We start from the raw sequence: 26,313 nt of genomic DNA on the forward strand, positions 1-26,313 counted from the left end.
CCGGGCGCAACCCGGCTCTGTGGCTGGCGTATGGAGCGCTGACAGATGGAACTAAGCGCCGACCGGTTGCCCGCACAGCTTGCGGCGGAGCCGCTACGCCCGATCTATCTGGTCGCGGGCAGTGAAGCGTTATTGGTATTGGAAGCGGCCGACGCCGTACGTGTGGCGGCGCGCAAGCAGGATATCAGTGAGCGTGAAGTGCATGACATGGACGGCCGCGATGCCGACTGGGATGCACTGGACGCCAGCATCCATGCCCCCAGTTTGTTTGCCAGCCAGCGCTTGATCGAGGTGCGTTTGCCGACCGGCAAACCCGGCACCGACGGCAGTAAATTGATCACGGGGTTTTGCGCCAATCCACCCAGTGATGTGGTGCTGCTGGTAATCGCCGCAGAGTGGTCAAAAGCCCATGCCGGCAAATGGAGTGAAGCGATTACCAGGACCGGGCATGTGGTGGTTGCATGGCCGGTCAAGCCGCATGAGTTGGTTGGCTGGATGGGCGCACGTTTGCGTAGCCGCGGCCTCAAGGCGACGCCGGATGCGGTGACGCGGCTGGCGCAACGGGTGGAAGGCAATTTGCTGGCGGCGGCGCAGGAAGTGGATAAGTTGGCGCTGCTGCTGCATGGTAGTGGCGAAGTGCTGGATGTCGAGCGGATGGACGCGTTGGTCGCCGACTCTGCCCGCTTCGACGTGTTTCGACTTGCCGATGCCGCGTTGAACGGGCAGGCCGCGCAAGTGGCCCGCATCATCGCTGGCCTGCGCGCGGAAGGTGAAGCCATCCAGGCGTTGATGGGCATGGTGGTCAAAGAGTTGGGCACGGTGGCAGCGCTGGCGCAGGCGCGCAATTTTGCCGCCGAGTGCAAGGCGCAGCGCATCTGGGATTCGAAGCAAGCGGTGTACAAGCGTGCCTTGGCGCGCCATTCGCCGGAGCGTTGGCAGCGGTTTCTGAGCGATGCCGGCCGCGTGGATCGCATCTCCAAAGGCCGTGCTCGCCTGGGTCAGGAAACTACCGACGCGTGGCAGCAATTGGAACGCCTGCTGCTGGCGGTGGCGGATAAAGGCGCGCTGCGCTTGCTGGCCCCGTGAGCCGTTTGCGCATTTGCTATGGCGGAAGCTTCGACCCCGTGCATAACGGGCACCTGGCGGTAGCCACGGCCGCCCGTGATGTATTCGCGGCCGAGGTGTTGATGCTGCCGGCGGGCGATCCGCCGCATAAGGGCATCACCCATGCCGATGCCGAGCAACGCGCGGCGATGCTGGCATTGGCGCTTGCCAATGTGACTGATATTGCGTTGGATCGCCGCGAGCTGCACCGTGCTGGCCCGTCCTACACGGTGGATACCCTGCGCGAGCTGCGCGACGAATGGGGCCCACGCACACCCATCGCATGGTTGATCGGTGCCGATTCCCTGTTGCAATTACACACATGGCACCGCTGGCGCGAATTGTTCGACTTCGCCCACATCCTGTGCGTGCAACGCCCTGGCTCGCAATTGGATGCGAAACGTCTGCGCACCGCAGCGCCCGAGGTGTTGGCGCAAATCAATGGCCGCTGGCTGCCACCGGCGGCACTGGTGGAGGCGGCCACAGGTGGATTTGCACTATTGCCGCTGCCGCAGTTGCGCCCGGAATCGTCCAGCGAGCTGCGTCGGCGAATTGCCAGCGGTCACGAATGGCAGTCGTGGGTGCCGCCGCCGGTTGCGGCCTATATCGTCCGTCAAGGACTGTATGGGGGGGACGCCGCTATACTGCCACCATCTTTATCGAGCGATCGCCCTTGACTACCGCCGCCCAAGTTATCAAAACCAGCCTGCCCACCCCGCCGCCGTCCGTGGATGTGCTGCTCAAGTCCGTGCACGACGGGCTGGCAGAACTCAAAGCCAAGGATGTGGTTGAAATCGACGTGCGTGGCAAAAGCAGCGTCTGCGATTACATGGTGGTTGCCTCGGGCACCTCCACCCGCCACGTGAAATCGGCAGCCGATGAAGTGGTGCGGTTCGCCAAGCAACTTGGCGTCATGCCCCTCGGCGTGGAAGGCGAGCGCGAGGCCGAATGGGTGTTGGTGGATCTGGGTGATGTGGTGGTACACGTCATGCTGCCGCGCGTGCGCGAGTTCTATGCGCTGGAACGGCTGTGGTCGGTGGGCGATCAACACCCGGGCGATGGCGCGGCCGACGTTGCCTGAGCGTCTTCCCCCTGAAGGGGATCGCTTGAAACATGAAAGCGCGCCTGATCGCTGTCGGTGAACGCGCCCCTGGCTGGGTTGCACAGGGCTTTGCCGAATACCAGAAGCGCCTTTCCCACGGGCTGCCATTGGAGCTGGTGGAAGTGGAACCCGGCGTGCGCGGGAAAGGGCGCGACACTGCGCGTGCGATGAGCGATGAAGGTGCGCGGGTACTCGCCGCGCTATCCAAAAACACGCATGTGGTGGCGCTGGATGGCCACGGCAAAATGCATTCCTCGGAGCAACTTGCCGCGCGGCTGGAATATTGGCGCAGCCAAGGCCGCGACCTGACCTTCCTGATTGGCGGCCCCGAAGGCCATGCCGCCGACGTCATCACGCGTGCGGATGAACACTGGTCACTCGGCCCACTCACCCTCCCGCACATGCTGGTGCGGCTGGTGCTGGCAGAGCAGCTGTATCGTGCCACCGCACTATTGAGCAACCATCCCTATCATCGCGCTTGAGCAGGCACGTTGATTTGCCGCACGATAGGCAAATGAACGAATACTTTCTTCCTGATCCCGCAGCCACCGATGCGTTGGGCGCGCAGCTTGCGCAAACCTTGCCGGAACGCGCCGTTATCCATCTGCAGGGTGATTTGGGAGCGGGCAAATCCAGTCTGGCGCGGGCATTGTTGCGCAGTCTTGGGGTTACCGGGACCATTCGCAGCCCCACCTACACCCTTGTCGAGCAATATCCGTTAGCGCAGGGTGGCTTGGCGGTGCATCTGGATCTGTACCGCATCGGCAACCCCGGCGAGCTGGAATTTCTGGGGCTGGATGGCGGCGAGGCACGGTTATGGCTGGTGGAGTGGCCCGAGCGCGGGCAGGGCGCGCTGCCGCCGGCGGATCTGGAGATCGCACTTCAGACCGAAGGTTTAGGACGGCGCTGCAGGCTGCAGCCACATAGCCCTTGTGGCAAGGCTTGGCTGGATGCACTGGCGTCAGGGTGAGCTTTCAGGCATTCAGTTCAGTGATGGCGCATGAATGTCTTGCAGGTTGCGGATTTTGAAGGGAAAAGTACTTGCAAACACGGGTTGCAGGTGGTTTACTCCGGGCCATGCGCACCAAGCGGAACTGCTCTCAGCTCTGGATGTCAGCGGCCACGTTGCTGGTTGCGCTCAGCTGTGTCTCGGCAAATGCCTCTGAAATCAAGCAATTGCGTTTGGATGTCGGGGTTACGGGGACGCGCGCCGTGGTGCAGCTGGATAAGCCCGGCAGCTACAAGTTGATTCGCTTGTCCAACCCGGAGCGGTTGGTGGTGGATTTCCCTGACAGTCATCTGGCCCGCAATCTGGCAGTGCCGGCGGCCTCCGGGATCGTCAAAGCCGTGCGCACCGGACAGCCCGTGGCAGGCACGGTGCGCGTGGTGTTTGACCTGTCCAGCCCGGTCGCGGCCATCCCCACTCTGGTGGACACCGCAACCACGGGGGCCCAGCTGCAACTGGAATGGCCTGGCGATGGGGTGGCGGGCAAGCCCGACGTGGGGGCGCAACCGCAACTGCAGAAACCACCGGTTGTGCTACCGCAAACGGCCAGCTTGGCGGCACCGTTGGCCACTGCCGAAAGCAAGGCCAAATCGGGTTCGAAGCCTGAAGCAAATGTTGTTGCGAATGCGCAGCTCGATGCCAGCAAGCCAAGCGCGAAGCCAATTCTTGCGGCAACCACCAAACCCGCGCTCGACCCCATTGCCGAATTGGCGAAGCAGGTGATGACGGCGGGGCCGGTGGCCGTGGAACCGACCAGCAAACCACAGCCGGATGTGCCGGAAGCGACGACGCAGCCACCTGCCCCGGTTTTGCCGAAAACACCGATGCAAAAGGGCATGCGCCCCCTGATCGTAGCCATTGATGCCGGCCACGGCGGGCAGGACCCGGGTGCGCACGGGTTGAATGGTGCGCGTGAAAAAGATGTCACCTTGGCCATCGCCCGGGAACTGGCGCGGCAGGTCAATGCCACGCCGGGGTTGAAGGCCTATCTGACCCGTGATGCCGATGTGTTCATCCCGCTGGAATATCGCGCCCGTCGCGCCAGCGCCAACAAAGCCGACATCTTCCTGTCCATTCACGCCGATGCCGCTGAAAATCGCGGCGCACGCGGCTCATCCGTATATGTGTTGTCCACCCGTGGCGCGTCGTCGCAGCGCGCACGCTGGCTGGCCGACAAGGAAAACGCCGCCGACGTGATTGGCGGCGGGCGCGTGAAAGTGGCCGACAATACCTTGACGTCGGTGCTGCTGGATTTGACCCAAAGCGGCAATATGAAAGCCTCGGAAGATGCTGCCGACCATGTGTTGGGCGGCTTGAAGCGGGTGGGCAATAACCACAAGCCGGATATCGAGCGCGCCAATTTCGCGGTGCTGCGCACGTCCGACAAAATGCCGGCGATGCTGGTGGAAACCGCCTTTATTTCCAATCCGGATGAAGAAAAGCGGCTCACCGACCCCACCTTCCAGCACACCTTGGCGGGTGCGATCTTGGACGGCATCGACACCTATTTCTCGCGCCAGCCGCCGCCGGGCACGTTGTACGCCGCGCGTGCGCAGGCCGCACAATCGGCACAATCGGAAACCCCCGTTCGCGGTGGTATTGGCGGCAGCCGCTAAGCCCCAGTCATCGCGCGGCAGCGGCTAAACTTGGCGGGTGAATATCCGTCAACTCCCCGAAGTTCTCATCAACCAGATTGCCGCCGGCGAAGTCGTTGAACGCCCCGCCTCGGTGGTCAAGGAATTGGTTGAAAATGCGCTGGATGCCGGCGCGCAACGTATCGACATTGACCTGGAAGAAGGCGGGGTGCGGCTGATCCGCATCCGCGACGATGGTGGCGGCATTGCCCCCGAGCAATTGCCACTGGCGGTGAGCCGGCATGCCACCAGCAAAATTGCATCGATCGATGATTTGGAATCTGTGGCCACGTTGGGCTTTCGCGGCGAAGCACTGCCGTCGGTGGCCTCGGTCAGCCGTTTCCGGCTGGTGTCACGCGCACGCGATGCGCAGCATGGCGCGGAGTTGCGCATCGATGGCGGCAGCCTTGGCGAAGTGGTGCCGCAGGCGCATCCGCAAGGCACCACGGTGGAAGTGCGCGATCTGTTTTACAACGTGCCGGCGCGGCGCAAATTCCTGCGCGCCGAACGTACAGAGCTTGCCCATATCGAAGACTGGCTGCGCACTTTGGCACTGGCGCGGCCGGATGTGGAATTGCGCGTCACCCACAACGGCAAGCCGTCGCGGCGTTGGAAAGGCGAGGGTGACCTGTTGTCGGAGCTGCGTCTGCACGAGGCGTTGGGCGAAGACTTTGCGCGCAATGTGCTGCGCGTGGACCACAGCGCTGCCGGGATGCGCCTGCATGGCTGGATCGCGCAACCGGCCTACAATCGCGCCAGCACCGACCAGCAATATCTGTACGTCAATGGCCGCAGCGTGCGTGACCGCAATGTGGCCCATGCGGTACGGCAAGCGTATAGCGACGTGCTGTTTCATGGCCGCCACCCGGCCTATGTACTGTTTCTCGAACTCGATCCGCGCGGCGTGGACGTCAATGTGCACCCCGCCAAGCATGAGGTGCGCTTTCGTGAATCGCGGTTGGTGCATGAATTTGTCTATCGTGCCCTGCACCAGGCGCTGGCTGAAACCCGCGCCGGCAATGGGCAAACGGTGTCGGGTGCTAATACGGGTGCTGCGGCGCAAGCTTGGCCACTGCCGCAAGTCCCGCAGCAACAACCGATGGGCCTGCGTGTCAGCGATGCGCCTGCCGCCTATGCCGCGCTGTATGCGCCGCGTGGTGGCGCTGCGGTCATGCCATCGGCACCGCTGGCAGCCATGGCGGCGATACCCGAAGACGCACCTGGCGGCATGCCGCCGCTGGGCTTTGCCATCGCGCAACTGCACGGTATTTATATCTTGGCCGAAAACGCCGAGGGCTTGATCGTGGTGGATATGCATGCCGCACACGAGCGCATTGGTTACGAAGCGTTGAAAATGGCGCATGACGGCGCCGGCCTGCGCACCCAACCGCTCTTGGTGCCCAGCCGTTTGGCGGTGTCCGAACGCGAAGCCGATGTGGCTGAACGCGAGGCACAGACGCTGTTGGAACTGGGCTTTGAAGTGCAGCGCAGCGGGCCGCAATCGCTACTATTGCGCAGCGTGCCGGCACTGCTGGCGCATGGCGATGCCGAGGCCTTGCTGCGCGACGTGCTCACCGACCTGCGCGAACACGGCAGCACCCGACGGGTGGCCGAAACCCGTGACGCATTGCTGGCCACCATGGCCTGCCATGGCGCGGTACGCGCCAATCGGCGGCTAAGCATCCCAGAAATGAACGCCTTGCTGCGCGACATGGAAATCACCGAACGTTCCGGCCAATGCAATCACGGCCGGCCTACGTGGACGACATTCAATTTGGCGGAGATCGATAAATGGTTCTTGCGCGGACGTTGAAGTACGCTGGCATCGTGCTGGTTGCGGGAGTCACAATGGCTGCGTGTCATCGCCCACCGCCGAAACCATCAATGGACGAAGCAGCACGGATTGAAGCGGCCGCAAAACAATATGCGCATGCGCAATTCATGTGGCGTGGCCGGCGCGTGATTGCACTCACCCGCGCCGATGGTTGGACCAGTCTGATTGGGCTGCACTGGCTGGACCCTGGCCCCCATCGGGTGGGCAGTAGTCAGGACAACGGCATTCGCTTGGCGATGGGTCCGGCGCATCTGGGTTTGCTCAATGTGCGCGATGGCAAGGTCAGCTTCACCGCCGATACCGAGGTGACCATCGATGGTTTCCCTGCGCGCAGCGGTGTGCTGCGCAGCGACCACGATCCAAACGGCGCCAGTGTGTTGGGGTTTGATGGCGATAAAGGTCAGGCCACGGTGATCGAGCGCGGCGGCAGACTTGCATTGCGGGTCAAACACGTCGATGCCGATAGTCGCGTGCATTTTGCCGGCCTGACCTACTGGATCGGTGGGCAAGATTGGCAAATCCCGGCGCGTTTCATCGCCCATGCACCCGGCAAGACTTTGCCGATTGCCAACATCATCGGCAGCACGGATGACATCCCCAACCCCGGCGTGGTGGAATTTGTTCGCGGTGATAAAACCTATCGGTTGGAAGCTTTGGATGAAGGCGAAGGCACCTTGTTTTTGGTGTTTGCTGACCGCACCAGTGGTCACGGCAGTTATGGCGCCGGTCGCTTCATCGATGCCCCCAAGCCCGATGCAAAAGGCCGGCTGGTGATCGATTTCAACCAAGCCTACAACCCGCCGTGTGCGTTCACGCCGTTCGCCACCTGCCCATTACCGCCGCCGGAAAATCGCCTGGATCTGAGTGTGGAGGCTGGCGAGAAGGCCTACGCCAAGCCCGCAACCACTGCCAAGGATGCCCCATGACCTGCAAACGACTTGCTCTGCTGCTGTGCGCGCTGCTGCTGCCAGTGGCCCACGCCGCGCAGCAACCCAGCCCGCCGGTTGCCGCTGCCGCCACGCCTGTGCAGCGCCCGCTGCTGTGGAAAGTGTCGGATGCCGACAATGCCGTGTATTTGCTGGGCTCGTTCCACTTGTTGAAAGCCGATGACTACCCGCTGCCGGCGGAGATAGATCGCGCATTCGATGACAGCCAACAAGTACTGTTTGAAGTTGACCCAGCGGCGATGACCGCGCCTGAAACCATGACCAAGATGCAGCACTACATGGGCTATGACAATGGCAAAAGCCTGAGTCAGGTATTGCCCAAACCCACGTTGGAAAAATTGAACACCCTGCTGGCCGCCGGCGGTGGCTCGGTGCAGGCGGTGGAGCAGCAAGAGCCATGGGCGGTAAATCTGGCCTTGGTGCTCAGCGTCAGTCAGGCACTGGGTTTTCGCCCCGAGTTGGGGATGGATCGGCAATTGATGGAACGCACCGCCAAAGCCGGCAAGCCCGCCGCAGGGCTGGAAACGATCGACGCGCAATTGCAGGCGATGGACAGCATTCCGTATGCCGAACAAAGCCAAGGCATCGACGAGTTTCTGGCCGACCCGCAAAAAGCCATCCACCAACTCAATGACATGCACGCTTGGTGGCGCGCTGGGGATGTCGAAAAATTAGACAGCGGCATGCGCGCCGACATGGCCGGCAAAACCCCGGAAAGCTACCGCCTGCTGGATGTGCAACGCAATTTGAACTGGCTGCCAAACATCCAATCCCGTCTGGATGGCGTGAAATTCGGCAACACCTTGATCGTGGTCGGCGCATTGCATCTGCTGGGCAATGACGGCCTGCTGGAACTGCTGCGTGGCAAGGGTTACAAGGTCGAGCGGGTGTGTGATCGCTGTGAGTTGTGAGGACATTGCTGGTGCGTTCCATTTGCCATCATTCAACCCGGGAGCACAATAACAACCTATGACGCGCTGGGAAACACGATGTCGGTTCGCAATGGCCTCAATCACACCACGTCGTACGCCAGCCATAGTGGCAATGGTCTTCCCGGGTCTGTCACTGGCCCGAATGGAGATATTCGGGAGTATGTCTACGATGCGCAAGGGCGCGTACAGATATTCAGGACGAAGTACAACGTGACCTGCCCCCATTAGCCATACCAGCCGTTACTGGGCGTGCGAATAGGCAGGCAAGGCCTACTGATAACTTCCGAGTTGCGTGCCTTCAGTCCGTCGTCGCCACCGGCAAGTGCAAGGTGGCGATGTAGCGGCCGTTTTCGATGCGCGATTCCACCCGGCCGCGGCCGTCGGTCATGGCGTGGACGCGCTCACGGGTAGAGCTTAGGCCCACGGCATGGCCATCGCTGCGCACACCGGTGGTGGGCAAATCATTGGCCACGATGACTTCAACCGTATTGGCGCTGTGTCGCACCAGAACATCCAGCTGGCCGCCAGCAGGCAGCCGTTCAATCCCGTGGCGAATCGCGTTTTCGACCAGGGGTTGAATGGAGAGTGACGGCACCGTGATGGCGGGTACATCAGCTGGCACTTGCCAGTTCAAGCGCAGACGATCGCCGAAGCGAAGCTGTTCGATTTCCAGATAGCGATGAGCCAGCGCCAATTCTTCGGCTAATGGAATAAGTTGTGGCCCGCGTAATGCGCTGCGAAACAAGTCCGCCAGATCCAGCAGTACACGCTCCGCAGCATCCGGCTGGGCATGCACAAGTGCGGCCCCGGTATTGAGTGTGTTGAATAGAAAATGCGGCCGAATACGTGCCTGCAAGGCTTCCAGTTCCAATTGTTTGGCGCGTACCGCCAGCTGCCGCGAGCGCCAATAGTTTTGGTAGGTCAGCAAACCAATCAGGCCCACCACCACGGCCAATGCCAGAATACGCAAGACAAATTCATTGCGCGATTCTGCGGCATTCCCACTCATGCCCAGCACGCTCCATGCGGCGGTGGCGACCAGCAGGCTCATGCCAAGAAACAAGGCGAGGCACACCCACGCCATGCGCAGAGGCGGCAGCTTGCCAATCGGCTTGCGCAGCAAGAATAGTGTGCACAACGTACCCAGCACCACCCACTGCACACCTAGCGAGGCCAGTCCAAACTGCACCAGTCGGTCACCGCTATGGGTGGGTGCCAATGCCAGTAGTGCTGCCAAGGCTTCACCACTGAGCACCACTGCCATCAAGGCGGGTGGTCGCCATAGCGCAGCCAGTGGGTCAGTGTGGGTGATCATGTAGGCAAGGGTAGCCGGGAATGCGCGCCAGCGGTAAACCGCAACCGCAGTCCCCGCAACGCATGCGTTTAGCCGGTACTGATGCGCAGTTGAATCCCCAGCCCCAGCATGTCGTCGGGCTCGCTTTCCAAGTCGGCGCGCAGCAAGGGATGGCCTTGCAGCCAGCGCTTGTCGATACGCAAGGTCAAGAGGTCGTCCTTGGCTTTCAATTGCAGCATGGGTGGCAATTCATCCCCACGTGCACGATGTAACAACACGGCAAGCCGCAACAGGGCAGCACTGCGGCGGGCATTGGCCAGCAGCCGGTCGGGGATGGCTTCAAACGCCGATTTCGGGATGCTGCGGCGATGGGTACGCACCAGTGCGGCAAGAAAGCGTTGGCCTTGCTGCGAAAAGCCGACGATATCGGAATTGGCCAGCACATAAGCGCCATGCGTGTGGTAGCCGCTATGCGCAATGGCCAGTCCAATTTCATGCACACAGGCGGCACGTGACAACATCGCGCGATCATCACTGGTCAGTTGCCATGCACTAGCCACTTGATCGAACAGCAGTAGCGCCGTGTGACTCACCCGTTGCGCTTGCGCAGGATCCACGCCATAGCGATGCATCAGTGCACTCACGGAAACATCACGCGGATCATCAGCGCCACCACGGCCCAGCAAGTCATACAGCACACCTTCGCGCAACGCTGCCTTGCTGACTTGCAAACGATCAATCCCTAATGTGGCAAACAGTGCCTCCAATACCAATACGCCACCCGCGATGATCGGGCGACGATCGTCTGACAGGCTAGGCAGATCAATGCTGCCGATGCTCTCGGCCTGCAGCAGACGATCGCGGATCTGCGCGATGGCCTCTGCGGTGATTGAGCCCTTGGTCAACTTCATGGCCACACAAATATTGCCAATGGCCTTGTGTGTGCCGGAAGTGCCGATGGCTTCATCCCAGCCCAGTTGCCGATAGGTAGCAGCAAATTGCTGCATCTGCGCACTAATCTCGGTCAGTGCGCTGTTCCAGCGCTTGCGTGACAGCTTGCCGCCATCAAAAAACCGCCGGGTACTGGCAATGCAGCCCACTTGCAGGCTTTCGCGCTCCAGTGGTTCGAAGCCACGGCCGATGATGCATTCGGTGGAGCCCCCGCCGATGTCGATAACCAACCGCTTTTGACCCTCTTGCGGGGGTTGTTCGTGGGCAACACCAAGATACACCAGGCGCGCTTCTTCGCGCCCTGAAATCACGTCGATAGTGTGGCCCAAGGCGGCTTCGGCGGGGACCAAAAAAGAATCCGGCGAACGCAATTGCCGCACGGTATTGGTGGCCACCACACGCACATGGCGCGGCGGGATATTGGCAATACGCTGCCCAAATCGGGACAGGCTGGCCAAGGCACGCTCGCGCACTGCAGGGGCCAAGCCACCCAGTGCGTTCAAACCTTCGGCCATGCGTACGGTTTCGCGCAGCCGATCCACCACGCGTAGTTGGCCCAATACGCATTGCGCCACCACGATGTGAAAGCTGTTGGAGCCCAAATCCACGGCAGCCAAGAGGTCACCATCACGTGGAGTGATGGCGGTGTCGGGCAGGCGCGAAGTCATGCGTGTATTCATGCGGCCGCTATTGTCGCTCACACGTACAAATCTTCCAGCAAGGACAGTTGTGCCGAGAATGGCGCTTCATCCGGACCGGGTGTGCAACGATGGTAGTGACCATCGGCTCCCATCTGCCACGCATTCTGATTGTCGGCAAGGTAGTTCAACAGGCCTTCGCGATACACGCGCTCGGCCAGCTGCGGGTCAAGGATGGGGAACGCGGTTTCCACCCGGCGTAGCAGATTGCGTTCCAACCAGTCGGCGGAGGAGCAATACAGCTCCGGGTTGCCGTCGTTACCAAACCACCACACGCGATGATGTTCCAGAAAACGGCCGACCACCGAGCGCACCCGGATGTTATCCGACACACCGGCAATACCCGGGCGCAATGCGCACGCGCCGCGCACGATCAGGTCGATTGCAACGCCCGCTTGCGAGGCCTCGTACAGTGCGCGCACCACTTGCGGCTCATTGAGGGCATTGATCTTGGCGATGATGCGCCCGGGCTTGCCGGCTTGCGCCAATGCGGCTTCGCGGGCAATCCGTTCCAGCACACCCTTGTGCAGGGTGAACGGGGATTGCAGCAAGCGGGCCAGCGTTAATGGTGCAGCCAGCCCTGACAATTGCTGGAAAATCAGGTGCACATCATTGCCAATTTGCGGGTTGGCGGTCATCAGGCTGAAGTCGGTATAAGCGCGCGCGGTGCCGCTGTGATAGTTGCCGGTGCCCAAATGCACATAGCGCTGCAGCAGCGGGCCTTCGCGGCGCACGATTAACAACATCTTGGCGTGGGTTTTGTAATTCACCACCCCGTACACCACCTGTACACCGGCATCTTGCAAGCGGTCGGCCAAGCCCAGGTTGGCCTCCTCGTCAAAGCGCGCGCGCAACTCCACCACTACGGTCACGTCTTTGCCATTGCGTGCTGCCTGGATCAATTGATCCACGATCAGAGAATCCTTGCCGGTGCGGTACAGGGTTTGCTTGATCGCCAGCACATCCGGATCGTGCGCGGCTTGTTGGATAAGCTCCAACACCGGAGTGAATGCATCGAATGGATGATGCAACAGGACATCACCTTGCCGAATGGCGTCGAACATGCAATCCACATCCCGCAGCAGCCGCGGCTGGAATGGGCGGAACTTCAGCTCCGGGCGCTTGACCAGGTCATACACCTGCACCACGCGGTTGAGGTTGACCGGGCCATTGATTTTGTACACCGCATTGGCCGGCAGCTCGAAATTGGCCAATAGCGAATCCACGACGTCTTGCGGGCATCGCTCGTCGATTTCCAGCCGCACCGCACGCAGGTAGCCACGCCCCAGCAATTCATCACGCAGCGCCAGCGCCAGATTGTCCATATCGTCCTCATCGACGATGAGTTCGGAATTGCGGGTCACCCGGAACTGATGCGCGCTTTTGACATGCATGCCAGGGAACAATTCGCGCACGAATTCTGAAAGCACCGAGCTGAGGAAAACGAAGTCATGCAGCGCATCGCCATCGCCATCGGCATCGGGAAGGCGGATGATGCGTGGCAGTGAACGCGGCGCGCGCACGATGGCCAAGTGACCCTCGCGGCCGAATGCATCGCGGCCTTCCAGCAGGACTACCACATTCAACGATTTGTTGAGGATCTTGGGGAACGGATGCGCCGGGTCCAGGCCCAGTGGCGAGAGTACCGGCATGATTTCGTCGATGAAGTATTGGCGCAACCATGCGCGCTGTTCCGTAGTCCATTGCTCACGCTGCAGCAAACGAATCCCGGCCTCCGCCAGTGCTGGCCGCAGCTCGTCATAAAAGCATCGGTATTGCGCAGCCACCAGCTCGGCGGCACGTTCGTGGATGCGATTCAACAACAGCGAAGGATCGAGCCCGTCCATGCCGGCGGGCAGGCCGAATTCCACCGCGTGGCGGACGGCACCGCCGCGAATTTCGAAAAATTCATCCAGATTGGTGCAAGAAATGCACAAGTAGCGCAGACGCTCCATCAGCGGCACGGCGGGGTCTTGCGCCTGCGCCAATACCCGGAAATTGAAATCGAGCTGGCCCAATTCGCGGTTGGCATACAGCGCCGAATCGCGCAGGGGCAGGATAGTGCTGTCGCTGGTCATCGGGATGTCCGGGCATAGGTAAGGGGCTTGCGTGCCAATACGCGATCAGCATCAAAACGGCAGACAAATTGGCTGCCCTTGTTGAGTTCACTGGTAATACACAGGCGCGCGCCGTGCAGGCCCAGCACATGCTTGACGATGGCCAGCCCCAACCCGGTGCCACCACTTTCGCGGGAGCGGCTGTTGGAGACACGATAGAAGCGTTCGGTCAGGCGCGGCAAGTGTATGGCGGCAATTCCATGGCCAGTGTCGTGGACGCCCAGGCTGACCCCGCCGTCGGTCTCGTGCGCAAACCGCAAGGTAATCATGCCACCATCGGGGGTGTAACGCACTGCGTTGCTGACAAGGTTTGAAAATGCGCTGTGCAGTTCTTTGTTGGCACCCCGCAGATCCACCTGCGCGGTGTCTTCCAGCACGATGTGATGGCGGCCCTGGCTGAGGGCCTCGGCTTCACGTACCAGGCCGGCCAGCAGGGGCGCCATTGCGACAACTTCATCTTGTAACCCCTCGCCCGCATCCAGACGTGAAAGCGTCAACAGGTCTTCCACCAGTCGAGTCATCCGCAAAGATTGCCGGCGCATTTCTTCCAGAATCGGCGCCCACTGCGGGTCGTCACCTTCGTCCAACATTTCCAGATAGCCATGCACCACGGTCAGCGGCGTGCGCAGTTCGTGCGAGACATTGGCCACAAAGTCGCGCCGCATCTGTTCGACACGCATGGTGTTGGTGATGTCGCGGGCAATCAGCAGCCAGAAGTCTTCCGAATACGGCAGCAGGCGCAGATGCAGGCGCAGCTCGGGGTTGGCCGGCGAGGGCGCGTCCGTCATGGGCTCGGCATTGCGGCCTGCAGCCAGCCACGGTGCCATCGGCAAGTCTTTGAGCGCGCTGGCCACCGGGGCGTTGCGATGCAGTGGATGCTGCAGACCCAGCAAAGTGGTGGCCGCAGCGTTGAACCACAGGATGCGTTGCTGATTGCGATCCACCACCACGACCGCATCGGGCAAAACGTTGGCGGCGGCGCGATAGGTGCGCAACATAGCCAGCAGGCGTAATTTGCGAGTACGCATTTCCATCTGGCCGCGATACAGCAATTGATCCAATTGATTCCAGACCCCTTGGCCTTGCTTGGGTTCAAGCCGGCGGCGCGCAGTCAGCCGTTGTTGCACGCCATGCAGCTTCCAATAATGCCAAGCCACCACGCCGAGTGAGGCGACGGTCAGGGCTGGCCACGGGTGATCGATGAGCAGCCCCATCAGCAGCGCAACCAGCAGGACGGCTGCGAGCTGGGACAGTGTGCGAAACCAGGCATTGTCGAAAGTGGAGGGCATGCGCCGAGTATCCGTTTTTATCGCATCCCCTGCATATGGGGAATGCTGGTTACACGGCAGTCGAGAACCGGTAGCCGGCACCGCGCACGGTTTGCACCATTGCATCCAGGCGGTGCGGCTCCAGGGTTTTGCGCAAGCGGCGGATATGCACATCCACCGTGCGTTCTTCCACGTACACGCTGCCGCCCCAGACGTGATCGAGTAACTGGGTGCGGGTATAGACGCGTTCGGGATGGGTCATGAAAAAATGCAGCAGCCGGTACTCGGTGGGGCCCATCGGGATCGGTTGCGCCGTGCCAGCCTCGTCGGCAAACACCCGGTGTGCTGCGCCGTCAATGCGCAGTGCGCCGACTTGCACGCTGCCATCTTCGTCATCCTCGCGTGATCGCCGCAAGACCGCTCGAATTCGCGCCAGCAATTCGCGTGCAGAAAATGGCTTCACCACATAGTCATCGACCCCGGCTTCCAGCCCGCCAACGCGGTCGTTCTCCTCGCCGCGTGCGGTCAGCATGATGATCGGGATGGCGCGGCTAGTGGCGTCACGCCGCCAGCGTCGTGCCAGTTCCAGCCCGCTGCTGCCGGGCAGCATCCAATCGAGCAGGATCAGGTCGGGCACGCGCTCTGCAATGCACTCCTGGGCTTGCCGGCCATCGGCGGCACAGATCGGAACGAAATCTCCCTTGCGCAAGGCAAAGGCCAGCATGTCGCGGATCGCAGGCTCGTCTTCAACAATCAGGATGTGCTTTTGCATGAGCGAGAGGACGTGTCCAGTCAGATGACCCAGCCATTACACGACGGATTCGTGACAGTTTGGTGACGTTGTCACCTTGCGATGACCGAAGCCCCCCAGCTCAGCTTGCCACCACGCACTTCTTCGTCATGCACGCCCTGGCGACGGAGTTCCAGTACGGTGGGGGTGATGGCGGCGATACGCGCATCGACGCGCGCACGCGCGTAGTAATCCAGGGCCTGGTTTTTCTTCAGATTATTGAGCTGCACCAGTGCCTGCTCCGGGCGGCCAGATAAATAGGCGGCTTCGGCCCAGGCTTCACCGGCACGCGCAGGATCGCCAGCAATTTCGTTGGCACGCGCATAGGCCTGCTGGAACGGCAGGTCGTTGCTGGCATTACCCAACAGCGGGCGCAGCACAGCCACGGCGCGTTGCCCGGCAGCATGGGTGTTGCGCTCCCCCAGCAGGCGCGCATAACTCAGCGCCAGTGCGCGATGGGTGGGCATGCGTGCCAGCATCGATTCGAAGCGGCGGTCGGCTTCAGCCGCCTTGCCGGTATGCGCCTCGGTTTCTCCTAGCGCAATTTGCAGCCACAAATTGTTGGGGTGGGCCTGCGCTAGCGGCGTGAGCTCCTGCAGCGCATCGCTATTCTGGCCGATCAGTTGATGGGCCAGCGCCAAGCCATAGCGCTGGGATTCATTGAGTGGCTGCTTGGCCCGCATCTGCTGATATTCGCGGATCGCCTGCATTGGGGTGCTGGCGCTGAACACCCGCAGTCGCTCGCGTGCCCAGCCGTAATCACCGGTATCGCCGCGCACTTGTCGGGGATTGGATGGCAGGGTGAGTTGCATGCCAGCAGGGAGCAGTGGATTGTTGCCGGGCAGTGCCGTAGGCGTGTTCTTCAAGTTGGCTTCCAGCTTGGCGGCGCGTTCACGCGCTTCGCTGATGCGGGCCAGTGTGAGCGGGTGGGTTTGCAGATAGCCGGGCACCGCGGCACGCTCGTCGCCTTGATTCATCCGCACCACACCTTGCAGGGTTTGGAAGAAGTCGGCCATGGCTTCCGGGTTGTAGCCGGCGTTGGCCAGGGTGCGAATACCAATGCGATCGGCTTCGGCTTCGTTGTCGCGGGTGTAGTCGATCTGGCGTTGTTGCAGCAGCCCCATGCCGGTCATCAAGGCAGCCGAGGTGGCATCACCAGTGGAATTGCCGCCGGCTTTTTGCGCGGCGATGATCGCGCCCAAGGTGGCCAGCAGGATGGGCAGGCTCTCGCGCTGGGCTTTTTCTGCTCCGCGCAGAACGTGCTGCTGGGTGACGTGGGAGATTTCATGGGCCAGCACGCCGGCCACTTCGTCCTCCTCGTCAGCTGCCAGAATCAACCCGGAGTTCACCGCCACATAGCCACCCAAGGTGGCAAAGGCGTTGATCTGGCGTTCGCGCAGCAAAAAGAAGGTGAACGGTTGCTGCGGTTTATTACTGGCAGCGGCCAGCCGCTGCCCGACATCGTTCAACCAACCGTCCAGCAGCGGGTCATCCAGCACATAACCTTCGTGGCGGAGTTGGGCCAGCACCATCGCGCCGTATTCGGCCTGTTTGGCGGGCGACAGCACGCTGCCAGCCGAGGAGCCGATATCCGGCAGGCTGCGATCCTGTGCGGCGGCACCGGCGGTGATGGCAAGCGCACAAGCAAAGGCGATGGGCAGTAGGCGTGGTTTCATGCGGACAGCATGCAGCTTCGGGCACAGTTTGGGGTGAATGCGGCTTGAGCAACTGGAAATTTGCGCAACAATCCCCATATCCGACACCGATCCCGTCCAGATGTTCCGGAGCCCCCATGAGCGCCACCGAATTACCGACCGTCACGATCTACAGCACCGCCGTGTGCCCGTATTGTGTGATGGCCAAGAACTTCCTGAAAAGCAAAGGCCGCGAGTGGGTGGAAGTGCGCGTGGACGCCGATCCAGCCGAGCGTGAAAAGATGGTGGCGCTGACCCGCCGCACCAGCGTGCCGCAGATTTTTGTGGGCGATGTGCATGTGGGCGGCTATGACGACATGATGGCGCTGCAGCGCGCAGGCAAGCTCGAACCGCTGCTGGAGGGCAAGCCCGCATGAGCAGTGCCGATGATCGGGTGAAGCAGTTCACCGAGTTTCGCCAGCGCATGAATCAGCGCATCCTGGACGAGCCCAACCAAGTGGTGCGGCGCTTTTTCGCGCTGGATACGCAGACCTATCAGGCCGGCGCATTGGACGTCAAAACCAAGGAATTGATGGGGCTGACGGCCTCGATGGTGCTGCGCTGCGATGACTGCATCAGCTACCACGTGGCGCAGTGCAAGGAAGCGGGTGTCAGCCGCGAGGAAATGTTCGAAGCGTTCTCGGTGGGCTTGGTGGTGGGCGGTTCCATCGTCATTCCGCATCTGCGGCGGGCGGTGGATTTTCTTGATCAGTTGGAGCAAGGCGAAGCCGCTGCGCCGGACGTTCACGACCATGGCTGAACCCTTGCCGCCATACGCCGCAGCACGGCATCTGCCATAATCGGCAGTTATCTAGCCCCCACTGATCCCACGCCAGGTGCGCGGGATCGCTTGCGATTTGGAAAACGACAATGACAACGATCACGGTGATTCGCGGCGACGGTATCGGCCCGGAAATCATGGATGCCACCTTGCACGTGCTGGATGCGATGCAGCTGGGTTTGACCTACGAAGACGCCGACGCCGGCATGGTGGCGTTGGACAAGCATGGCGAGCTGCTGCCGCAGGCCACCATGGATTCGATTCGCAGGAACAAGATCGCGTTGAAGTCGCCGTTGACCACGCCCGTTGGCGGTGGGTTTTCTTCGATCAATGTGGAGCTGCGCAAGCGCTTTGACCTGTACGCCAATGTGCGCCCGGCCAAGTGCTTCCCGAATACCAAGTCGCGTTTCAGCAGCGGTGTGGATCTGATCACCGTGCGTGAAAACACCGAGGGTGCATACATCGGGGAAGGCCAAGAGGTCTCGGCCGATGGCGAAACCGCCGTGCTGACCCAGAAGGTGACGCGCAAGGGCTCCGAGCGCATCGTGCGCTACGCCTTCGAGTTGGCGCGCAAAACCGGCCGCAAGAAAGTCACGATCGTGCACAAGGCCAATATCCTGAAATCGACCTCGGGCCTGTTCTTGAAGACCGCGCGCGAAGTGGCTGCACACTACCCCGACATCGAGTGCAATGAAATGATCGTGGACAACACCTGCATGCAGTTGGTGATGCGTCCCGAGCAGTTCGACATCATTTGCACCACCAATTTGTTCGGCGACATCATTTCCGACCTGTGCGCCGGTTTGGTGGGCGGTCTGGGGCTGGCCCCGGGCGCGAATATCGGCACCGACGTGGCGATCTTCGAAGCCGTACACGGCTCCGCACCGGACATCGCCGGCAAGGGCGTGGCCAATCCCTGCGCCTTGCTGCTGGGTGCCTGCCAGATGCTGGATCACCTCGGTCGACCGGAGCAGGCCATGCGCCTGCGCGATGCCATCATCGCGACCTTGGAAGCCAAGGATTCGCTGACTCCAGACCTGGGCGGTAGCGGCAATACGATGGGCTTTGCAAAGGCCATTGCAACGCGGTTATAAGTGGCCCTGGTGCGTGCCGGACACGTCGCCACCAACAGCAAAAAAGGGCACCGCATGGTGCCCTTTTTCGTATCCGGCAACATGGATGCGTCAGTTGCGCGATTGCAATTTGCCCAGCAGGCGCAGAATTTCCAGATACAGCCATACCAAGGTCACCAGCAGACCAAATGCGGCGTACCACTCCATGTACTTGGGCGCGCCTTGTTCTACGCCTTGTTCGATGAAGTCGAAATCCAGTACCAGATTCAGCGCGGCCACGATCACCACGCCCACGCTGAACAAAATACCAATCGTGCTGGAGCCGTTGATGAAGCTCATGCCGTGGAAGCCAAACAGGTTCATGCCCAGCTGTGCCAGATACAGCAGCGCAATCCCGCCGGTGGCGGCCACTACACCCAGTTTGAAGTTTTCGGTGGCTTTGATCAGTCCACTGCGATACGCCAGCAGCAGGGCCGCCAAGGTGCCAAAGGTCAGCCCCACCGCTTGCAGCACGATGCCGGGGTAGCGCAGCTCGAACATCGCCGACGCCGCGCCCAGGAACAGGCCTTCCAGCACCGCATACACGGGCGCAGTGAACATCGCCCATTCTTTTTTGAAGATGGTGATCAGCGCCACCACAAAGCCGCCAATCGCGCCGCCCCAGACATACGGCATGATCGCCCCGGGGTTGCCGGCCGCCATTGCGCTGGAGAACTGCGACCAGCTGAACAACGCACCGGTCAGGCACAGCACCAGCAACAGTGCAGTCTTGTTGACGGTGCCGTTGAGGGTCATCGCCCCGGCATCACCGCGCACCACGGTGCCGCTGCCAAGGTCGAGGAAGGTATTTTCGGAAAGGGCGGGGTTGCCGCTGCGCATGGCGTCGATCCTGTCAAGATCCGGCGGAATGCCGTCCTTGCAGGATAGCCCGTTGCACGCTGGTGCGAAAGGCGGGACTCGAACCCGCACGCCTTGCGGCACTGGAACCTAAATCCAGGGCGTCTGCCAATTCCGCCACTTTCGCGAGCGCGCATTGTAGCTGGCAATGCGCAGTTTTTCTGCTGCTGTGGTGCAGTGGGTCAGTCTTTGTCCAGCAATACCAGCACCGCGCCGGTACCCCCTTGTTTGGCTGGCGGTGAGTGAAACGCCAGCACATCGGCACGCTGGCGTAGCACGCGATCCACCAAATTCTTGAGCACCGGCAGGCGTTCTTCGGAATTGCGGCCTTTGCCATGGATGATGCGCACGCAGCCCACCCCATGCAGTCGGCAATCGCGCAGGAATTGACGCAGCAGGGTTTCCGCCGAATGCGCCGGCAAGCCATGCAGATCCAGTTCTTCCTGCGCGGCGTATTCGCCGCGAGCCAGCTTCTTCAATATTTGCGGGTTGATTGCATCGCGCCGAAAGCGCAACACATCACCTGTTTCCAGACTGGACAGCAGGATGTGCTGCAATTCGTTGCGTGCGGCAGCCTCATCTCGACGTGCCATATGCGCGGCGGGTTTGGGCTTGGGCGCAGACGGTGGCGGCGTTGCGGCGGGCAGGACGCGGACATGGCCACGATTGACGCCGATGGCATCGCGAAACAGGCTGGCATCGTCACGGTCGTCGGTAGTTGGCGGAGCTTTGCGCATGCGTGCACAGGGTACCGCGAAGCGGCGACGGCATCTTGTATCATGGCCACATGCAGACAGTGTTGATGACGTGATGCGGGTATTGGTCAGCAATGATGATGGCGTTGACGCCCCGGGCATCCATGCATTGGCGCGCGGCCTGCGCGATGCCGGCCATGAGGTGTTGGTGGTGGCCCCCGACCGCGACCGCAGTGGTGCCAGCAATTCGCTGACGCTGGATGCACCGATTCGGGTGGTGCAATTGGATGCCTGTACCTGGAAGGTGTACGGCACGCCAACCGACTGCGTGCATGTGGCGGTGACCGGCATGTTGGAGACCTTGGGGTTGGTGCCGGATATCGTGGTGTCGGGAATCAACACGGTCGCCAACCTGGGGGATGACGTGATTTATTCGGGCACGGTGGCCGCGGCGATGGAAGGGCGCTTCCTTGGCCTGCCATCGGTGGCAATGTCACTGGTCAGCAATAGCCACCAAGGCCAACATTACGAGAGTGCGGCGCGTGCGGCGGTGGCGATCATCGCCCGCTTGCGCAGTGACCCACTGCCCGCATCCACCATTCTCAATGTCAATGTGCCGGACCTGCCGTGGGATCAAATCCGTGGGTTTGAAACCAGCCGCTTGGGGCAGCGACATCGTGCCGAACCCTGCCAATCGCAACAAGACCCACGCGGTCGCCAGTGGTGGTGGATTGGTGCTGCCGGCGATGAACAAGATGCCGGGCCGGGGACGGATTTTCATGCGGTGCGCAGCGGCTATGTGGCAATCACCCCGATCCATGTTGACCTGACGCGCTATCAAGCCTTGGAGCAGGTGGCCGGCTGGGTGGGGGGCTTGTCGGCTTGCATGGAGTCGTCGGCATGACGGTGCGTTTGCGCCTGCACCCGGCAGACGTGGGATCAGGTTTGACCAGCCAGCGCGTGCGCGATCGTTTGATTGAGGATCTGCGCAAGATGGGCATTGTCGATGAGCGCGTGCTGAATGCGATTCGTACGGTGCCACGGCATCAATTCGTGGACGAAGTATTGGCTACGCGGGCGTACGAAAACAATGCCTTGCCGATTGGTTTCGGGCAGACCATTTCGCAGCCGTATGTGGTGGCGAAAATGACCGAAGCGCTGCTGCAATGCGCGCCCAGGCGCGTGTTGGAAGTGGGTACCGGCTCTGGCTATCAGGCTGCAGTCCTGGCCGCGCTGGGGGTGCAGGTATACACTGTCGAGCGCATCGGCGAGCTATTGCGCACGGCGCGCAAACGCTTCCGCGGGCTGGGCCTGCAGGTGCGCAGCAAGCATGACGATGGCCGCATTGGTTGGCCGGAAGAAGCGCCATTCGAAGGCATCATCGTGACCGCCGCCGGGCCGGCGTTGGTGGATGCGCTGATCGACCAATTGGCGGTGGACGGTGTGTTGGTGGCCCCGGTTGGGCCGGCAGCCAATCAATCACTGCTGTGTCTGCGCAAGCAGGCCGATGGCGGCATCGAACAACATGATTTGGGGGCGGTGGTGTTTGTGCCCTTGTTATCCGGGATGACCGATTGATGAAAATTTTCGGGCCGATGTACCAGCGTGCATTGGGGTGGTCGCGGCATCCCCGCGCGCCGGCATTGCTGGCGGGGTTGAGCTTCGTTGAAGCCATCGTGTTTCCGGTGATGCCGGAGGTCATGTTGGGACCGATGTGTCTGGCACAACCCAAACGCGGGTTTCGATTTGCCAGCATCAGTTTGCTGTTCTCGTTACTGGGTGCGGTGGTTGGTTATTTGCTTGGCCACTTCGCGTACGAGGCGGTCAAACCGGCACTGGCGGCGCTGGGCTGGCTGGACAAGATCGATGCGCAGGTCGCACATCTGCGGGAGGTGGTGGCGCAGTCACCGTGGAAGGCGTTTTGGCTCTTGGTGCTCGGCGGGTTTGCGCCGATCCCGATGAAAGTATTCACTTGGGCCAGCGGAATTGTGGGCGTACCGATGCTGCCGTTTTTGTTGAGCATGGGGGTTGGTCGCGGCAAGCGCGTGTACTTGCTGGCGCTGGCCATTCGGCTGGGCGGTGAGCGTGCTGAGAAAGCCTTGCATCGCTGGATTGAGCCGATTGGCTGGATTGCCCTGCTACTGCTGGCCGCATTGGTGGCTTGGTTTGTGTTGCGCTAGTCAGGCGCAGGATGAGGGCAATGACGAGCATGTGCATTGGGCAATACCTGTCAGTGAGGCACCACACCCAGCGGATGCTGGTATTGGCCGTGGCGGTTGGCGTGTTGGCCGGTTGCGGGCATAGTCGGGTGGTACGTCCGCCGGCACCGGCAAAGCAATCTGCGCGCACAACCGCCAAACCGTTGCCACCTGCACGTAGCTCGCAGCCCAAGTACGGGGCCATGGCGGTGGTGCGGCCAGGGCAAACGGTGTATCGAATTGCCACTGAAAATGGCATCACCGCGTTGGATCTTGCATTGTGGAATGACATTCCGCCGCCTTACACCATCCACCCGGGCCAGAGCTTGCGCTTGTATCCACGCGATGGGCATGAACCTGCCGCCAAGGTAACGGCATCAGCATCAGCTGCGCCCCCCGTCAAACCCGGCACGACGGTCACCCCGCCAACTGCAAAACCGGTTGCGGCGACCTCACCCAAGCCTGCACCAACATCATCCAGCAGCACGTTGGAATGGCGCTGGCCGGCCGATGGTGTGGTGGTGTCCGGTTTTGCTGCTGGTGATCCCACCCGGCAGGGCGTGGATATCGCCGGCAAGGCCGGACAACCGGTGCGTGCCGCCGCCGACGGCGTGGTGGTGTATTCGGGCTCGGGCTTGGTGGGCTATGGTGAGCTGGTCATCGTCAAGCACAACGACCAATGGTTATCGGCCTATGGCCACAACCGTGCACGCATGGTCAACGAGGGTGCTTTGGTCAAAGCCGGGCAACAAATCGCGGAAATGGGCCGCAGTGGGGCCACCCGTGACATGCTGCATTTCGAGATTCGCTATAACGGCAAGCCGGTGGATCCGCAGACTTACCTGCCGATACGCTAAACATTGGGTCTGGTTGGGTCTGGTCCGGTTGCAGCTTAGTGCACCGAGCGCAAGGTCAGCTCCAGCTCGTCCTTGCCATCCTTGCGTTGCAGAATGCGAGCCGGGGTGGGAATGCCATCCACCACCCAAACAATGACTTGTTTGCCATCGCTGTCACGGCCCACCTTGGTGGCATTGCGCGTTTGCCCGGCAATCGTGACCGTGTCCTTGCCCATGTTCTGATAGGTCTGCGGGCGCGCCACGCCGTTGTCCACCATGCGATAGTTCATGGACTTGCCAGCAGCCACATCGCGCACGATGGCCAGGTTGATCAGCATGCCGTCGAGGTCACCTGCTTGCAGCTTGACCGGGCCACTGCGATCCGGCTTGACATCACCAGTCCAGCGCGCTTCGTTCTGCGTCCAGTCATACGTTGCATTTTTCTGCATTTTCTTGAACAGCAGTTGGGTGCTATCCACCCCAGACAGCGGCCGCAGCGTGTCGCCCTGCTCGTCGAACACGGTGATCTGGCTGCTGCTGCCCAGGCTGTTGTTGATACTCAATTCGTAGTTCCAGCGATTGCCGGTGGCTTGGCTCAGACTGATCTGCGCTTTGGCAGATACGCCTTTCCAGTTGGCGTTGTAGTCGGCCACGAAGGGTTTGATCGCAAATACCGGAGCGGCGGCAAGCAACAAGGACAGTGCAAGTGCGGTACGCAGGATGTGCATGGACTGGTCTCACCAACGATGGCGTGGGCCATCAGCAATGGGGGCACTGTAACGACAGTGGTGTAAACAATGGCTGACCATCCAGCCGGGCGTTGCCGTCACACGCGGCAATGCGATCGGCGGCGGCCAGCTGAAGCACCTGCAACAACAGCGGATGTTCGCAAGCCAGCACGCGTGCGGCCAAGTCTGCGACGGTGTCATCCGCATGCACGGGAATGCGTGCCTGTGCGATCACCGCGCCACCGTCCAATTCTGCTGTCACAAAATGCACGCTGGCACCGTGTTCGGTGTCGCCCGCTTGCAGTGCGCGTTGGTGGGTGTGCAGGCCTTTGTATTTGGGTAGCAATGAAGGGTGGATATTGAGGATACGGCCGTGGAAGCGCCGAATGAACGCCTCACCGAGGATGCGCATGTAGCCCACGCAGACCACCCAATCGGGATGGGATGCCGCGACGGCATCCGCCAAGACCGTATCGAAGGCCTCGCGGCCGCCGCAGGATTTTGGCGTGCGCGACCAACGCAGTGCTTCCGGTACGCGTAGCAAGGCCTGTGCATCGGGTTTGTCGGAAAACACGCCGGCGATCTCGGCCTCCAGCGTGCCACTGGCAATAGCGTCGAGAATGGCTTGCAGGTTGCTGCCGCGACCCGACGCCAGAATGGCAAGGCGGCTAGCCATCACACGATGCGCAAGCGTTCACCATCACGCGCTGGCGTCACTTGCCCGATCTGCCAATGCGCCAGGCCCAGCCGATCCAGATCCGCCGAAATGGCAGACACCACGCCGGGATCCACCATCAGCACATAGCCCACGCCGCAGTTGAAGGTGCGCCACATTTCTTCACGCGCCACGTTGCCTTCGCGTTGCAGCCAGTCGAATACCGGAGGTTGCGCCCAGGCCGAGGTGTCGATATCCAACCCCAGTGGTGCGGGTACCACGCGGATGATTTTTTCCACCAGCGCACCGCCCGTCACATGGGCCATGGCGTGAATTTCATGCTTGGTCAGCAGTTCCAGTACCGGCTTGACGTAGATCCGTGTGGGCGCCATCAGCGCATCGGCAAGCGTGACGCCGCCCAGGTCAAGGTCCAGAGGATTGCCCGCGCGCTGCAGGATCTTGCGAATCAGCGAATAGCCGTTGGAATGCGGGCCGCTGGAGGCGATCCCGATCAGCACATCGCCGGCGCGCAGCTTGCTGGAGTCGATCAGCTTCGATTTCTCCACCGCGCCAACGGTGAAGCCGGCCAGGTCGTATTCTCCCGGCGGATACATGTCCGGCATCTCCGCGGTTTCGCCGCCAATCAGCGCGCAACCGGCGATTTCGCAGCCCTTGGCAATGCCGCCGACCACATTGACCGTGGTGTCCACGTCGAGCTTGCCGGTGGCGAAATAGTCGAGGAAAAACAGCGGCTCGGCGCCTTGCACCAGCACGTCGTTCACGCACATCGCCACCAAATCCTGGCCGATGCTGTGGTGGCGGTTCAGTTGCTTGGCCAGAATGAGCTTGGTGCCCACACCGTCGGTGCCGGATACCAGCACCGGCTCGCGGTAGCGGCTGGAGAGGTCGAACAGGCCGCCAAACAGGCCCACCCCACCCAGTACTTCAGGGCGCATGGTGGCGCGAACCAGCGGCTTGATGCGTTCAACGACTTCGTTGCCGGCATCGATATCAACGCCGGCATCACGGTAGGTCAGGCCGGGGGAAGCGGTGGATTGGGTGGTCACGGCAAACTCAAG

The 26,313-nt window shown here is 61.5% G+C and carries 27 protein-coding genes and 1 tRNA gene; 16 read left to right on the forward strand and 12 right to left on the reverse strand.

Annotated elements, in window-relative coordinates:
* The first annotated feature begins 45 nt into the window (after positions 1-45).
* The 9 genes from holA (at position 46) to K7B09_RS03805 (ending at position 8,538) form a co-directional block, all read left to right on the forward strand.
* Positions 46-1,086, forward strand: coding sequence for a DNA polymerase III subunit delta (gene holA, locus K7B09_RS03765; protein ID WP_223626905.1), 1,041 nt, complete (start codon positions 46-48; stop codon positions 1,084-1,086).
* Positions 1,083-1,781 (forward strand): nicotinate-nucleotide adenylyltransferase, encoded by a 699-nt coding sequence (gene nadD, locus K7B09_RS03770; protein WP_223626907.1) that lies wholly within the window; start codon positions 1,083-1,085, stop codon positions 1,779-1,781. Before holA ends, nadD begins: the two co-directional genes overlap by 4 nt.
* The gene (rsfS, locus tag K7B09_RS03775) at positions 1,778-2,185 is read left to right on the forward strand and encodes a ribosome silencing factor (protein WP_223626909.1); all 408 of its coding nucleotides are present in this window, start codon (positions 1,778-1,780) and stop codon (positions 2,183-2,185) included. Before nadD ends, rsfS begins: the two co-directional genes overlap by 4 nt.
* A gap of 32 nt (positions 2,186-2,217) precedes the next feature.
* Complete coding sequence (gene rlmH, locus K7B09_RS03780) at positions 2,218-2,688, forward strand: 23S rRNA (pseudouridine(1915)-N(3))-methyltransferase RlmH (RefSeq protein ID WP_223626912.1); 471 nt, start codon at positions 2,218-2,220, stop codon at positions 2,686-2,688.
* A gap of 32 nt (positions 2,689-2,720) precedes the next feature.
* Positions 2,721-3,176: a tRNA (adenosine(37)-N6)-threonylcarbamoyltransferase complex ATPase subunit type 1 TsaE gene (gene tsaE, locus K7B09_RS03785; protein WP_223626915.1), complete on the forward strand. Its 456-nt coding sequence runs from the start codon at positions 2,721-2,723 to the stop codon at positions 3,174-3,176.
* Between the two features lie 107 nt (positions 3,177-3,283).
* A complete protein-coding gene (locus K7B09_RS03790) occupies positions 3,284-4,828 on the forward strand; it encodes an N-acetylmuramoyl-L-alanine amidase (RefSeq protein ID WP_223626917.1) in 1,545 nt (514 codons plus the stop codon).
* A gap of 37 nt (positions 4,829-4,865) precedes the next feature.
* Entirely contained in the window at positions 4,866-6,659 is a 1,794-nt protein-coding gene (gene mutL, locus K7B09_RS03795) for a DNA mismatch repair endonuclease MutL (protein WP_223626920.1), read from the forward strand.
* Entirely contained in the window at positions 6,656-7,606 is a 951-nt protein-coding gene (locus tag K7B09_RS03800; RefSeq protein ID WP_425507839.1) for a DUF1684 domain-containing protein, read from the forward strand. Before mutL ends, K7B09_RS03800 begins: the two co-directional genes overlap by 4 nt.
* On the forward strand, positions 7,603-8,538 hold the full coding sequence (locus K7B09_RS03805; protein ID WP_223626924.1) for a TraB/GumN family protein: 936 nt from the start codon (positions 7,603-7,605) through the stop codon (positions 8,536-8,538). Before K7B09_RS03800 ends, K7B09_RS03805 begins: the two co-directional genes overlap by 4 nt.
* Positions 8,539-8,857: 319 nt before the next feature.
* Here K7B09_RS03805 and K7B09_RS03810 read toward each other — a convergent pair whose 3' ends face one another.
* The 6 genes from K7B09_RS03810 to K7B09_RS03835 all read right to left on the reverse strand — a co-directional run bounded on the left by K7B09_RS03810 (position 8,858) and on the right by K7B09_RS03835 (position 17,353).
* Complete coding sequence (locus tag K7B09_RS03810) at positions 8,858-9,874, reverse strand: sensor histidine kinase (RefSeq protein ID WP_223626926.1); 1,017 nt, start codon at positions 9,872-9,874, stop codon at positions 8,858-8,860.
* Between the two features lie 68 nt (positions 9,875-9,942).
* Positions 9,943-11,460 carry an exopolyphosphatase gene (ppx, locus tag K7B09_RS03815; RefSeq protein WP_374348373.1) on the reverse strand — a complete coding sequence of 506 codons (1,518 nt, stop codon included), beginning with the start codon at positions 11,458-11,460 and terminating at the stop codon, positions 9,943-9,945.
* Between the two features lie 41 nt (positions 11,461-11,501).
* Positions 11,502-13,580 carry a polyphosphate kinase 1 gene (ppk1, locus tag K7B09_RS03820; protein ID WP_223626931.1) on the reverse strand — a complete coding sequence of 693 codons (2,079 nt, stop codon included), beginning with the start codon at positions 13,578-13,580 and terminating at the stop codon, positions 11,502-11,504.
* A complete protein-coding gene (phoR, locus tag K7B09_RS03825; protein ID WP_223626933.1) occupies positions 13,577-14,908 on the reverse strand; it encodes a phosphate regulon sensor histidine kinase PhoR in 1,332 nt (443 codons plus the stop codon). The genes ppk1 and phoR overlap by 4 nt, the downstream gene beginning before the upstream one ends.
* Positions 14,909-14,957: 49 nt before the next feature.
* On the reverse strand, positions 14,958-15,659 hold the full coding sequence (phoB, locus tag K7B09_RS03830; protein WP_223626935.1) for a phosphate regulon transcriptional regulator PhoB: 702 nt from the start codon (positions 15,657-15,659) through the stop codon (positions 14,958-14,960).
* 71 nt (positions 15,660-15,730) lie between these two features.
* The gene (locus K7B09_RS03835; protein WP_223626938.1) at positions 15,731-17,353 is read right to left on the reverse strand and encodes a beta-barrel assembly-enhancing protease; all 1,623 of its coding nucleotides are present in this window, start codon (positions 17,351-17,353) and stop codon (positions 15,731-15,733) included.
* Positions 17,354-17,469: 116 nt separating this feature from the next.
* Here K7B09_RS03835 and grxC point away from each other — a divergent pair, with 116 nt between their 5' ends.
* From grxC to K7B09_RS03850, 3 genes are all read left to right on the forward strand, one after another.
* Positions 17,470-17,748, forward strand: a complete 279-nt coding sequence (gene grxC / locus K7B09_RS03840; protein ID WP_223626940.1) for a glutaredoxin 3 — start codon at positions 17,470-17,472, stop codon at positions 17,746-17,748.
* Positions 17,745-18,131 carry a carboxymuconolactone decarboxylase family protein gene (locus K7B09_RS03845; protein WP_223626942.1) on the forward strand — a complete coding sequence of 129 codons (387 nt, stop codon included), beginning with the start codon at positions 17,745-17,747 and terminating at the stop codon, positions 18,129-18,131. Before grxC ends, K7B09_RS03845 begins: the two co-directional genes overlap by 4 nt.
* A gap of 110 nt (positions 18,132-18,241) precedes the next feature.
* Positions 18,242-19,246 (forward strand): isocitrate dehydrogenase, encoded by a 1,005-nt coding sequence (locus K7B09_RS03850; RefSeq protein ID WP_223626944.1) that lies wholly within the window; start codon positions 18,242-18,244, stop codon positions 19,244-19,246.
* A 90-nt stretch (positions 19,247-19,336) separates the two neighbouring features.
* Here the strand turns inward: K7B09_RS03850 and K7B09_RS03855 are convergent, their stop codons facing one another.
* From K7B09_RS03855 to K7B09_RS03865, 3 genes are all read right to left on the reverse strand, one after another.
* Entirely contained in the window at positions 19,337-20,104 is a 768-nt protein-coding gene (locus K7B09_RS03855; RefSeq protein ID WP_223626946.1) for a Bax inhibitor-1/YccA family protein, read from the reverse strand.
* A gap of 60 nt (positions 20,105-20,164) precedes the next feature.
* Positions 20,165-20,249, reverse strand: a tRNA-Leu gene (locus K7B09_RS03860).
* Between the two features lie 55 nt (positions 20,250-20,304).
* Positions 20,305-20,859: a Smr/MutS family protein gene (locus K7B09_RS03865; protein WP_223626948.1), complete on the reverse strand. Its 555-nt coding sequence runs from the start codon at positions 20,857-20,859 to the stop codon at positions 20,305-20,307.
* A 73-nt stretch (positions 20,860-20,932) separates the two neighbouring features.
* Between K7B09_RS03865 and surE the strand changes: the two genes are divergently transcribed.
* From surE to K7B09_RS03885, 4 genes are read left to right on the forward strand one after another with little or no spacing between them, the layout of a single operon-like run.
* Positions 20,933-21,721, forward strand: a complete 789-nt coding sequence (gene surE / locus K7B09_RS03870) for a 5'/3'-nucleotidase SurE (RefSeq protein WP_223626950.1) — start codon at positions 20,933-20,935, stop codon at positions 21,719-21,721.
* Positions 21,718-22,395, forward strand: a complete 678-nt coding sequence (locus K7B09_RS03875) for a protein-L-isoaspartate(D-aspartate) O-methyltransferase (protein ID WP_223626953.1) — start codon at positions 21,718-21,720, stop codon at positions 22,393-22,395. Before surE ends, K7B09_RS03875 begins: the two co-directional genes overlap by 4 nt.
* Positions 22,395-22,997: a YqaA family protein gene (locus K7B09_RS03880; RefSeq protein WP_223626955.1), complete on the forward strand. Its 603-nt coding sequence runs from the start codon at positions 22,395-22,397 to the stop codon at positions 22,995-22,997. Before K7B09_RS03875 ends, K7B09_RS03880 begins: the two co-directional genes overlap by 1 nt.
* A gap of 29 nt (positions 22,998-23,026) precedes the next feature.
* On the forward strand, positions 23,027-23,872 hold the full coding sequence (locus K7B09_RS03885) for a peptidoglycan DD-metalloendopeptidase family protein (RefSeq protein ID WP_425507840.1): 846 nt from the start codon (positions 23,027-23,029) through the stop codon (positions 23,870-23,872).
* Positions 23,873-23,907: 35 nt separating this feature from the next.
* On the opposite strand, the gene K7B09_RS03890 is transcribed toward K7B09_RS03885, so the two are convergent.
* The 3 genes from K7B09_RS03890 to purM are packed head-to-tail and all read right to left on the reverse strand — an operon-like array spanning position 23,908 to position 26,301.
* Positions 23,908-24,579, reverse strand: coding sequence for a DUF3108 domain-containing protein (locus K7B09_RS03890; RefSeq protein ID WP_223626959.1), 672 nt, complete (start codon positions 24,577-24,579; stop codon positions 23,908-23,910).
* Positions 24,580-24,610: 31 nt separating this feature from the next.
* Positions 24,611-25,255: a phosphoribosylglycinamide formyltransferase gene (gene purN, locus K7B09_RS03895; RefSeq protein ID WP_223626961.1), complete on the reverse strand. Its 645-nt coding sequence runs from the start codon at positions 25,253-25,255 to the stop codon at positions 24,611-24,613.
* On the reverse strand, positions 25,255-26,301 hold the full coding sequence (gene purM, locus K7B09_RS03900) for a phosphoribosylformylglycinamidine cyclo-ligase (RefSeq protein ID WP_223626963.1): 1,047 nt from the start codon (positions 26,299-26,301) through the stop codon (positions 25,255-25,257). The genes purN and purM overlap by 1 nt, the downstream gene beginning before the upstream one ends.
* Between the last annotated feature and the right edge of the window lie 12 nt (positions 26,302-26,313).

It is taken from the genome of Thermomonas beijingensis (genome assembly GCF_020034655.1).
Taxonomy (GTDB): Bacteria; Pseudomonadota; Gammaproteobacteria; order Xanthomonadales; family Xanthomonadaceae; genus Thermomonas; species Thermomonas beijingensis.